Origin of the sequence: Xenorhabdus khoisanae (assembly GCF_001037465.1) — a bacterium.
Lineage (GTDB): Bacteria > Pseudomonadota > Gammaproteobacteria > Enterobacterales > Enterobacteriaceae > Xenorhabdus > Xenorhabdus khoisanae.
The window spans coordinates 61,321-73,149 of record NZ_LFCV01000028.1 but is presented as its reverse complement, the minus strand read 5'-3'; the positions used below and the strand labels follow the sequence as shown (position 1 = coordinate 73,149).

8 protein-coding genes and 1 pseudogene are annotated in these 11,829 nt (G+C 42.7%); 5 read left to right on the top strand and 4 right to left on the bottom strand.

The genetic code is table 11. The features are described 5' to 3' along the window. The first annotated feature begins 795 nt into the window (after positions 1–795). A complete protein-coding gene (locus AB204_RS05230; protein WP_047962325.1) occupies positions 796–1,218 on the top strand; it encodes a hypothetical protein in 423 nt (140 codons plus the stop codon). A gap of 262 nt (positions 1,219–1,480) precedes the next feature. On the opposite strand, the pseudogene AB204_RS21195 reads toward AB204_RS05230, so the two are convergent. The 4 genes and pseudogenes from AB204_RS21195 to AB204_RS05215 form a co-directional block, all read right to left on the bottom strand. Next, positions 1,481–1,639, bottom strand: a pseudogene (locus tag AB204_RS21195) (transposase); the annotation flags it as partial. Positions 1,640–1,764: 125 nt separating this feature from the next. Next, positions 1,765–2,601: an NADPH-dependent 7-cyano-7-deazaguanine reductase QueF gene (gene queF, locus AB204_RS05225; RefSeq protein ID WP_047962324.1), complete on the bottom strand. Its 837-nt coding sequence runs from the start codon at positions 2,599–2,601 to the stop codon at positions 1,765–1,767. Positions 2,602–2,614: 13 nt separating this feature from the next. Beyond that, complete coding sequence (locus AB204_RS05220) at positions 2,615–3,472, bottom strand: queuosine precursor transporter (RefSeq protein ID WP_047962323.1); 858 nt, start codon at positions 3,470–3,472, stop codon at positions 2,615–2,617. A 17-nt stretch (positions 3,473–3,489) separates the two neighbouring features. Then, positions 3,490–4,047 carry a helix-turn-helix domain-containing protein gene (locus tag AB204_RS05215; RefSeq protein ID WP_235428030.1) on the bottom strand — a complete coding sequence of 186 codons (558 nt, stop codon included), beginning with the start codon at positions 4,045–4,047 and terminating at the stop codon, positions 3,490–3,492. A gap of 2,010 nt (positions 4,048–6,057) precedes the next feature. Between AB204_RS05215 and AB204_RS05205 the strand changes: the two genes are divergently transcribed. The 4 genes from AB204_RS05205 to AB204_RS05190 all read left to right on the top strand — a co-directional run bounded on the left by AB204_RS05205 (position 6,058) and on the right by AB204_RS05190 (position 11,803). Continuing rightward, positions 6,058–6,975: an integrase domain-containing protein gene (locus AB204_RS05205; protein ID WP_047962320.1), complete on the top strand. Its 918-nt coding sequence runs from the start codon at positions 6,058–6,060 to the stop codon at positions 6,973–6,975. 484 nt (positions 6,976–7,459) lie between these two features. Then, positions 7,460–8,257 carry a hypothetical protein gene (locus AB204_RS05200; RefSeq protein WP_047962319.1) on the top strand — a complete coding sequence of 266 codons (798 nt, stop codon included), beginning with the start codon at positions 7,460–7,462 and terminating at the stop codon, positions 8,255–8,257. A 634-nt stretch (positions 8,258–8,891) separates the two neighbouring features. Beyond that, positions 8,892–10,775 (top strand): SAM-dependent methyltransferase, encoded by a 1,884-nt coding sequence (locus AB204_RS20765; protein ID WP_053067835.1) that lies wholly within the window; start codon positions 8,892–8,894, stop codon positions 10,773–10,775. Positions 10,776–11,368: 593 nt separating this feature from the next. Next, the gene (locus AB204_RS05190) at positions 11,369–11,803 is read left to right on the top strand and encodes an antirestriction protein (protein WP_047962318.1); all 435 of its coding nucleotides are present in this window, start codon (positions 11,369–11,371) and stop codon (positions 11,801–11,803) included. Positions 11,804–11,829: the final 26 nt, after the last annotated feature.

The following is an 11,829-nucleotide window of genomic DNA, read 5'->3' as shown; positions in this document are numbered from 1 at the left end:
GTTTATTGTGTTGCCGATGGTCTGGCTGGGTGCGTTAGCGTGGGCAGGGGTACGCATGGGTGATGTGGCCGGCATGATGAGTCAGGGCGTGGGGCAGGTCAGGCAATCTGCTGGCATGTTCGGGCAAATGGTGATGCAGAAAGTGTTGTCCAAAGGAAAGTAGTCAAATTAAGTACTTAAGAATTAAGGCATAGGATTCTGTCCCCTAATTTGAATTTGATATTTTCCTTTATTTAATCTATTGATTATTTTTTCGATTATTAAAATAAGTAATATTGTCGTGTTAATGTTTTAATCCATGCTCTTCTAAGTTTAGGTCTTATATTCATCTTAGCAATGCAGCGTTCATGATATATATCACAAAAAAGTAAATTATTTAATGACATCCTTGCCAATATGCCTTATATATAAAGTGTTATACTTTCATGTTTATATCGGATCCTTTTTAGGGTAATAGGCGATATATAATCAATATAGAGGCCTCAAGGGTTGCAACCGTTGAGGCTTCGCTACTATTGTAATGGAAATAAATAGTGCGTCAAAACAGTTAGTCAAAAATTTCATTTGGTCAGATGTCTTATTTCAATAATCCGATAAAATTTCAGGTCATGTCCATACATTCTGCGTATTGTATGGAATATGTGTTTTCATCATTTTTAATGTATCACAATGAGAAAAATCGATTTGGCTGATTTAACTTAACTGTTAAGGTTAGTTTTTTCGTTATTGAATCAATAATGAAAATAGTTAAATTAGAACACCTTTAATGTGCTGCGAAATGGATTAAAAGAAGTGATGAGTGATACCAATGAAAAGGGTAAGGGCAGGAAGAATAAAAAACACACTGACTACTTTATTCCTTATAAAACGACATATGATTTACGCTTAAGTAAAAGGGAACCTAATTTAATCAACATACTGAGACAGGTTCAAGGCTATGAATATGGCTTTTTTACCGTGTTAGGTGTCCGCCCTTTGTCTCAACGGAATGGCGGAAAAAATAATTCGATTTATGTCGTCAGATGCCGGTGTGGTAAATATGCTGTCAGGACATTAAAAGCCATTAAAAACCCGAACAATATGAATGATATGTGTGTGCATTGCCAGCATCTATTTAGTCAAAGGCGGAAAGCAATCTTTCACACGACAGGAAACGATGTGGATTTGTCAGAATTAACCGGAATTAAATATAAAATGCCTTTAGAAATTAAAGAATAAGAAAATAGCGCCGCACTTCGGAATTGAATTCTCGGAGGACACCTGATGCTATACGTGAGAGTAGTCCAGCCCAGGCTAATTATCAGGTAGAACAGAGTAAGAAACACCCTGGCTATGGGGAAAACTAAATAGCAGTGCCCTGTGTGTTGAGAGAGCAAAATCATCAGGCAATGTCACAGTGTGGTGATTTGGGATTGAAAAATTCAGTCAGGAAAAGTGAGGAATGGGATGGATCGTACTATCAGATAACCGCCTCATATCAGTACGCTATCAGACCGCCTGAAACCGTCAACAAAAATCCTTTTATGCTCCGGTGGCGTGAATGTTCTATGTGAGAAATCGTCTTTAATTTCCCGTTAATCATTTCGATAATAAAACGCTTTGATAGCATTCTCTTATCCCACTCAGTAGGCGAGTAGGCGTGCACAAGTGCCCGATTCCCACATATCACCACTTCAGTACACAACTAGCCTTCATCTTTTAGGTGAAAATATCGTTTTATGAACTGGGTGAGTGGGTCGCAACTCACCCAGTTTGATATTCTCTTTACTGACGGATAAGCCGTCCCGTCAGAGGGGCACTTTCATAATTACTTCTGAAAGGGTTAATATCCAGCCCGCCACGTCTTGTATAACGGGCAAATACGGTTAATTTCTCTGGTCGGCAATAATGCATAATATCATTATAAATTCGCTCTACACATTGTTCATGAAACTCGTTATGTGTTCTGAATGAGATGAGATAGCGCAGCAGTTTTTCATGATTAATTTTTGCGCCCTCATAGCGAATAACAACGCTGCCCCAGTCAGGTTGGTTTGTGACCAGACAATTTGATTTTAAGAGATTTGAATGCACTGTTTCAGAGACAGTATCCGTTTCCGTCGAAGCGGCATCTGCCAGTACCGTAGCATCGAAGTCATACCCGTCTATTTCGATATCCAGGTCATCCAGTGACTGACCTGAGAGTGGGTTGATTTCATAGCCGTATCCTTCAAGGTGAGGGTAGAGCTTCACTTCCACAGGCTGGCCGGCTGTCTGAGACAGATCTTTTTTCATGGCCCGGATCACATCATCAGCCGTTTCAAATTTAGTCTGGTTAAAACTGTTGAGATACAGCTTGAATGATTTAGATTCAATTAATCCCGGACTGGTTGCAGGAATGGTAAATTCACCGATTGCGACGACCGGTTTCCCTTTATTATTCAGCCAGGAAAGTTCCCACGCAGTCCAAAGATCAAAACCCTGAAATGGCAATGAATCAGAACTGATATTGATAATATCGCGCGCAAGTGAGCGTGGAAGTGTTTCAAGTAATTCTGGAGAATAATGTTGTATGTAATCGGTTTTTGTTCCGAGATGTGTTATTGATTTTTTAATATCCATGATGACTTCTCTTCTAGGAGGTTATATATTTTCTGAATAGTGCCCGGGTAGCATAGATAGGTCCAACACCGGCAATGGCATAGGTCATTTTGATAATAAACTGGGAAAAAATAATTGTTTTAATCGTGTCGGCATCAAGCGTGTTATAAAATGCCAGTGTACAAAAAATAACACTGTCCAGTGCGGCCGCTATCGTTGTGCTGGTTATGATGCGAATAAAAAGATAACGGGAGTTGGTCAGTTCCTTGATTTTACATAACAGCCATGAATTGACATTCTCAGAGACAATATAAGCCACTGAAGACGCGACAAGGACAGCCGTAATGCTATGGACAATCTCAGTATAGGCTTCTGCTAATCCCCACGCTTTAAGGCCCGGCAGCACTGCTGTGAACATCAGGCCGAGAACAAACAGAATATTGGTAATAAACGAAAAAAGAATCGCCTTTCTGGCCAGGCGAAGGCCGTAAAACTCATTGAGTATGTCAACAAGGATGAATGTGAGTGGGTAAAAAAAGACTGCCGCGGGTATCACCATATTCATATAGGGAATGCTTATTGGTTTTATCCCTGTCACTGTGCAAAAAATACAGATAATGGCCAGCGAAAGCGCAATCACCAGATAGGCGAACCAGGAACGTTCGTGCCGATCAGTGAGGTCATAGGCGGTTACCGTATCCTCACTGCCATAAATCCGACGATAGACCTCCCTGAGTTCATTTCTGTTGAGATCCTCTGAGACCTGACTACTTTCCAATTCCTTTAACGGTATGCTGATGCTTTTCCCCGTAGACAGGATCATGATATTCGCCCTGATCGCGTCGGAAGAGCGACTGAAACCCAGTAGTTTATATTTTTGATTACCTGACACAGCTAATGCTCCTTTGCTTACGAAATGCGTTCTTCAATGATGATTCCAATCAATTGCTCATTTATGGCGGGCACTTTTTTTGCGCAACCCGACATATCATGGAGATAAAATCCTTTTTCGGGTGCATATATTAGCGATGGCTGATTTTTTACAGGTGCGGCATAGCGCTTAATGATTAATGTATCACCGGGGAAAAAAATTTTATCAATTTCAGTTTCTACCGTCAGTCCAATCAGGTTTGCGCCTTCTTCGAAGGCCCAGATTACCGGATATCTCATGATCAGCTGACCAATACGGTTTTCCATACTGGCTAACACGTCTGACTGGGGAATAAGCGGAATAGCAGAAGGATTCTTGTTGCCTTCAGAGGAGAGGGTATTGTCTATGCGGTCCAGTTCTTCGATGTTGCAATGTTCTATGACATCGCACTTGACACCGAAAAAATCGGCAATCCTTGTGATAGTTGAATGTTGAACTTTATTTATTTGCCCATCAAGAATTTTATAGAGTGTTGTTCTTGTAACACCTGAGCGCATAGCCAGTGAGGACTTATTCTCACCATTTTTTCTCATCATGTACTCAATGTTACTAATAATATTAGATTTTCTTTTTATTCCTGATGTTTTCATGTCGGAAAATAATAATGTTGTTAGATTTTTTCTTCAGACATTACATGATTAACTTGTTACTTTCCATAATATTTTTCGATACGCCGCTTTATAAGAACAGTGAGTGGTAAATTTTTTTTACATAAAAAACATGACAGTATGCAAAGAATGTACAATTTCATGCTCTTTTTGATTATTTTTATGTTGACCTTATTGAATGAGGCGTGCTTAATTACTCGCAGTAGTATCTAACTGACTAAATATATTAATTATTATATAAATAAAATAATTACACTATAAAATTATTAGCGAAGCCACACCAGGGCGCGAACACACTATTTTAACTGCTTTTTAAAGGTGACTATTTTAAAAAAAACAACGTTAATGGTGTTTGTATCGGGTTAAATTTAACCAAAAACACAATCCTTTAAACTCCTATAGTCAACCGAAGAGTTAAAGAACAATATTGACATTTTAAGTGAGAATATTAATCAAAGTATGATTAGGCACTGAAGCCACACCGGGTTATTATTTCAATAAAGGCATTTATATCGGGTTACCATTTCTCTGGGTTTTATATTTTATCGCATTAAATTTGTGTTATTGAAGAGATGAGAAGAGCAGATCATAAACATGCTTTAACTTTAGAATAATCTACTTGTTTTTTATTTTTCACCGATGAAGTAAGTGAGCTATCTTATGTACACTGGGGAAACTTCATTTCTGGTAGGATAATTTTGTCAGGGAAGTATATAAGTGTAATGAGCAGTTATACAATAGCAGAGAGTAACTTTTCAGTACCGAACGTTGGGAAATACCAACTTAGCAAATGTTAAATTGGTATCTGTGGTGATTTGAATATCTAAATGTGGATTTAGATAAATAGGTGGTACGGAGCGGTTACCTTTTGAGTGTCTAATTTCAAGTGTGAGTAACACCCATAAAGATAATCTATTCATAATGTAAAGAACGCAATATGACTATCACACCAGTTTAATTTTGAGATTATTGTCACGATTATTAGAATTATTTTTCTTGTGATTGAGTAAAGTACTTCTTTAAGGGAATCTCTAACTGTCTATTGGATTTGTAGTGGAGAAATGGTTCTGGGTATCTCACCAGCCTATTAAGGGTATGAGCAAAGGAAAAATTATTTTCATCAAGAAAATAATAGTACGTCCTTTCTCACCTTCTCATCGAACAAAAATTTGACCTCGTTCAACCCAACCGATAAGGTATTGAACTGTTATCAATGGTCCATTGCCTGTAAGGATCAGCGTTGAGCGGCGAAGTAAAAACTCCCGTAGCCTGAAAGGGAGTGCATACCATGCGGTACATCTGCGCACTTTTGGAAGCAGATATCATCAGACCCATAACCCACGATCTGACGATGAAAGTTTCCCGGTGTTATTCACCACCGGCTACCTACATAACAGAGCAGAACATTTCCTGCCTCACGTTAATTGATACCGTTTTAACCAGTACAACATTCACCCACGTTTTGCATTTATCACGATAAACGTCCCGAAAACGGCGCGGCGTTACTTGCGTTAAAGCGCAGCGATTACCAAGTGACGTCGCCGGGCGCCAACGTCCAGAGCGCATTCGGTCTGCCTTTACGACCCATTTGATCCACGAATTACTCAAAGTCACCCGTTATTTCAAGCATTTTCTGATCCTGAACCATTTTATTCGTTTGTTTTTTAACCCCATGCCTTGCAACAGGCTGATGCAGTAAAAAGGAGAAATCACACCACGTCATGATTAATGAGGCGTTCATCCTGACTAAAATCAGGCACTGAACGGGGAGTACTCCACCGCCGTGCTCAGCACGTAGCGAACTCCTGCAAAAACTCAACGCAATTTTCCCCTGCTACACATTATCTGACGCACCACGGAACGATGAACCTGAACCGACACGCAGGGATTTGTTTAAAAAACGAATAAAACAGAGAGAAAGTGACAAGAGGAGCGTAGATGGCGCAGAAATCGGCACGTTCAAAAATTGAGTTGTTCAGAAAAGAATTTATCACCCATGCCCGAAAAGGACGCGGAAGTTTTGCGACGGTAGCGGATCGAGAACGGATTGCCCGGCAGTTTCTTAACTTTCTCAAGGATAAAGGCATTAAGCTCCGGCAGATGGACAGCCTCAAAGCAAAATACATTGAGCGCTATATTGCCGAGCGTAAGGCCAACAAGATCAGCCACCGAACCCTGCAAAATGAGATGTCAGCACTGCGGACGATTTTAAGGCAGGCGGGCAAGCATAAACTGGCCGCACCAGATAACTCCCGTCTGAGTAACCGGGCACTGGGTATTGTCGAGACGAGTCGCACAGGCACTAAAACAGCATTAATGCCTGCGGAATTTCAGGCGGTTTTCCAGCAGGTTGAGCAAAAAGACCGGAGCGTGGCGGCGGTCATGCAACTGGCGTATGTATTGGGGTTACGTACCAAAGAAGCGGTGGAAGCCTATAAATCCTTAGCCACCTGGAAAAAAGCGCTGGAAAACGGGCATACCTCTGTGCGGGTGGTCTTCGGCACCAAAGGCGGGCGGCCCAGACAGACGCTGATACTGGATCGGGAAGCCTTACAACACGCTATTGCCTACGCCGAATGCGAGCAGGCGGGGCGTAGCGGCAAACTGATTGATAAACCGACGGTTATTCAGGCCATAGATCGTTACCGGTATATTGTCAGAAGGGCAGGTCTGAACGGCAAGAAAGCCCCACACAGTATGCGCTATCATTTTGCCCAGCAATCTGGTGAACATTACAAAGCCCAGGGTTTCAGCGAGCAGGAAGCACAGGCACTGGTATCGATGGATTTAGGACATGGCGATGAGCGAGGATGCTATATCAGGCAGGTGTATTACCGGAATATTGAGGGTGAATAAGCTGTATTGGATCATACATGGTCTGCTGCTTTGGTCATTGGAATACGAGCAAACCAACCTTGACACTTAGCCTATTATTCACATGTTAGCCCTAACCCGTTTCTGCCCCATTGTGTGTTGGTGTCACTGGCTGAATTATATCGGTAACCTATTTCCAGACCACTCCAAATAGAAGGCTTTAAATTTACGTCAATATGACATGTAAAAGAGAATCAAAATAGTCATGATTTTTATTAGCTGCGACTTGACCTGACGCTATCCTACGGTTGAGCACGATTAAATTTGACGGTCGGCTATGAGCGAGGAGTGAACATATTGAGTCAGCAAGCGGCAATGATTGTCGGATCACAATTAACTCATTACTAACATTGCAGTGTGTTAATCAACGGGGAGCCGGACATAAGTTTTTAACTGTAAGAATCTGCAAAGATTTTTTTCATGTATGGATATATAATGATAGGCTCCTAAAAAATGGAGAGTGCCTATGAATATACCAACACCTTGGAATTTGATTGGCAGGATATTAAAGTGGGCTTGGAATCAAATTACTAGTTTTTGGTTGCTCAAAACTTACAAACAATCCCATGAATACGAAGCAAAACGACTACGCCTAGGCTCATACTGGGAAAAACTCGGCGAGCATCTTGAATATTCATTAAGACTGGCTAATCCAGCCGACCATGAGTCGATTAAATCAAAAGTGGCTTTTCGCTCAAAAAAAGGAACACTTAAGAGCGCAACGCTATTTTTTGAAGCAGCAGGTAATGGTATTCGTTATCAGCAGAAAATTGAGCTAATAAACTTAGATGAAAATGCCATTATTGTTACGTTAGATCAAACTCCTAAGCAGGATATGATGAAATCATCGAAACCTGGCCTATTTTTCACTATAAAAGAGATACGTTTTGTTCAGTGCGTAGTAACTCTACATGGTAACCACCAATGCCCACCTTTCGATTCGCTGACATCCTACCTTTCGCATAATTGGCTGCTAAACGATAAATGGGAGCGTCGTTGGGGAGTTTTATGGAACTGTAACGCTATAGAGTATGCCAAAATTGAAATTTCAGGATATTGGAGATGGAGGCTTGGTGAGTATCGTTATTTTTCATTATTTCACTCTAGGTCGGAACGAATTTCAATACAGGCTCTGTTCCGTAAGTCACTTTGCAGAGTTTTGATTCATCCCTATATGTTAACTTTACAGTTCTGGTTAGCTATCCATTCCGGACGTTACAGGCTGGGGGATGGAAAATTAATTCATAAAAGATATCGAAAATAACAACGTGCTTGATCTGCTTCCGGTTGATTAACACATAGTCATTTTCTGGCACCACAGGGGCCTCCGAAGTGGCAGAATTAGGGCAACTATGAGCGAGATATAGCTATTCACACCCTAAGAATGACAGAGTTAGGTGATTCAGGGTAGCCAATCTGTTCTTAATGCGACAGAACCGTGTTTATTCATGGTTATTCTAAAAGTAGTGTAAATGTAGTGGCATTATTTAATTTCATACAGTTTCATGAAGTAATCATCGACATGTATATCAGTAGCCCGGTCGTGGGTCTCAATTGTTGTTTAATACCCTTTTTTTGTCTGCAGCTGATGAGTTACGGTCGGTGTATGAAGTCGCCAGTCCAGCGGTAAACAAGTCTCGAAGTAAACTGGCGAACGCCAGCGAAGTTCTGCGAAACAACATCGTTATTAGTAATGTAGTAACTGAGTGAGTTTGTGAAGTTGTAAACCTTCGCGCTGCAAAATACCTGTTTAAAGTCGTCGGTGATCGGTGGGAAAGGGAGTATGTATATGGTCACGATCAAACGCAATGAGAAGGCCGATGTGGAAAGAATGGCGCAGTTGCTATTGAAGCTGGTTATCGGACTTGAACAGTAGGATCATTAGTGAGGATACATATATGTCATTACCAACGAAACAAGACTTAATTGACTGGCTCCTTAATAATCCTGATGAAGTTCGTAACATCGTTAAGGGGAAATTGCAATATGAACCGGCACGAACCCGCGATACCTCCCTTTTTGTATTTAATGATGGAATGTATTTCGATGGTCAACTGTATCGCCTGTGTGTAAATCTCCATCACACTGGAGTATTAGGCCGTGTCTGGCTCAACGGTATGGAGAATGTCAGTGTAAATCAACATGAAAACCCCGCTGCTGATATCATTGGTAATCACCTGCGGGAACTGAGCAACGATGTGTTTAACACAGATTTCCCAGTTGAAGACGAAAATCCTTCCGAACTGGCGGTAGCCGCAGAAGTGGAAATTGTTGACTCAGTGGCGTGCTCAGCCGCGAGCAACACCAAAAAACAGTTCTACCTAGAGGAGCAGGAGCTGAGCGACGATCCTCAGTGGCAAGTGGTAGTCGTAGCCTTGGAAATTGATGCACCTGAGGTGGACTCAGCCGCGAGCAACACCACAAAACAGTTTCAGCCCTTCCGTCCTCAGCCGCTCCGTGGAGCCAGACTTAGCACTCTGGCGACCGAGCGCGCAGGGGCTACCAGCACCAGACCAAGCCGCATTGCGCATGCGTTCGGGGTTCGCCCCGGTCATCTTGTGATTGTTGGTTCAGGGATCAAAAGTTTGGCGCAACTGACGATGGAGGCCGTGGGCCATATTAAAGCAGCTGATGAAGTGTTTTATGCTGTAGCGGATCCCTTGACTGAAGCTTTTATCGAGAAGAACGCCAAAAAAGCCCATGATATGTATATCCTTTACGATGATGGCAAACCGCGCCTCCAGACGTATGTCCAGATGGCAGAGGTCATGTTGCGTGCCTTGCGCCAGGGGAAATATGTGGTAGGGGTTTTTTATGGTCATCCTGGTGTTTTTGTTAACCCTTCGCACCGGGCCATTGCGATAGCTAAAGAGGAAGGATTCCGTGCAGAAATGCTCGCTGGGATTTCCGCCGAAGATAATCTCTTTGCCGATATTGGCATCGATCCCTCACTTCATGGTTGTCAGACCCTTGAAGCAACCGACTTGCTGCTACGTAAACGCATCTTGCTTACCGATTCGCATGTTGTGATTTTTCAGGTTGGTGCCGTTGGCAATCTAGGTTTCAATTTTAGTGGTTTTAAAAATCAACACTTTCAGGTGCTGATTGACCGTCTGATAAAAGAATATGGGCCGCAACACGACGTTTATCTGTATGTCGCACCAAGCATAGCAATAGCGAAGCCTCTGGTTGAAAAATATAAAATCGCCGATTTTCTTAAACCCGAGGTTGTAAAACAGGTAACGGGGATCTCAACGTTCTATTTGCCACCAAAAACTATCCGTGAGTCTGATCCTGCCGTCGGTAAACTTTTGGGTTTGAAAGTTCTCGGTAATGTGGGGTATGCCGGTCCCTACACCCCGGGCAAACCTTACAGCGAACGCGAGCTTGCTGCTGTTTCAGGACTGGACGGACATACCATTCCGGAGAATTATAAACGCACGCGAACAACATCCAGTATGTTCGACGCGCTAGCACAGCTTTCACTATATCCCGAAATGAAAGAAGAATGGCTGCGTAATCCACAGGATTTCTTACAACGATTCGAGGGACTCTCTGCAAAAGAACATGCCGCGATTATCTCGTCTCAGCCTGGTCGGATACGTGCAGTCATGAAAAAAACGCCTCAGCAAGTCGCGATGGAAGGTAATAATGAAGATGCGATTCAGGAACATGTCGCAGAATCTAACCCCGGTGGGGATCCGGTAGAACCATTAGAGGTACCGGCCCAAACAGCAGAAGCAGCAGAATTAGTCATAGGGGATCCTCTGTTGCATAAATAACGTGAAATCAACAAAAGTTATGCTGATTTTTTAGATAGCCAACAGATAAAAGGGTTCTGCCGAGGGCAAGCCAATGGCCTTGAACCGTACGATTTCTCTTTTATGTCATGTATAAGTCTGGACACAATCTGTCAGTTTCATTGCTACAATGTGATTAAGTCTGGCAGATTGCCCCAAATCACTTCTGTCCAGAAGTGAGTTAGAGCAAGTTGCCTGATTTTGTTACACCATAAAATTGGAACGGGTAGATTGCATTCTAATCAATTCAAATAATGCCATCGCGCTTCTGATATTATTTTTTGTCTCGGAAAATGAATTACGCATTGACCTTATGATTTCCGTTCATTAGCGTGGTAAGACTTATCGATGATCCGGTCGCTTGTAAGGATCACCTTCGGGCAGCGACACCAACACTCCCGTAGCCTGCAAGGGAGTACACACTGTGTGGTACATCTGCCCACCTTTGGAAGCAGATATCATCGTTGTTGATGATGAAGGTTATTTAATCCACTCTGGCCAATACGCCAGCCACCCAACGGGGAATACGTTTCCCGTCGGGTAATGTGTTCTCCGTTGTTTTCAGGGAGTCCACAATGCCACAAAACGAAACCAGGACAACGGTGCATTCTGTACCGGTGTCTGAATTGTCCCCTTTTGAGGATGTTTTTCCGCAAACCAGTCCACTGGAATTGATGCTGCTGGAACACACGGTCATTAAAGCGGCGGTCACGCTTTGTGAGGATTACCGGTGTGATACATGGCAGTGCCGGAAAGTGTCGGACAATATTGCCTATGCCGTGCCGACACGCGCTGACACGTATGTGGTCAAAACCGAGACCACTGACTTTAACGGCGAGGTGTCAGCGGATACGTTCGGGCTGATGGTCACCCTGAGCGTACTGGGCTATCTGACGGCACTGATAAAGCAGGATGAAATCGCTGAACGGTTGTGTGATTTGCGGGAATACGCGCTGCAACATCCCCAGGCCCAGTGTATTCGGGAGGCTTTAGGTTTAGCGGGGTCATGACGATAATTTAATCCACCCTGGCATTA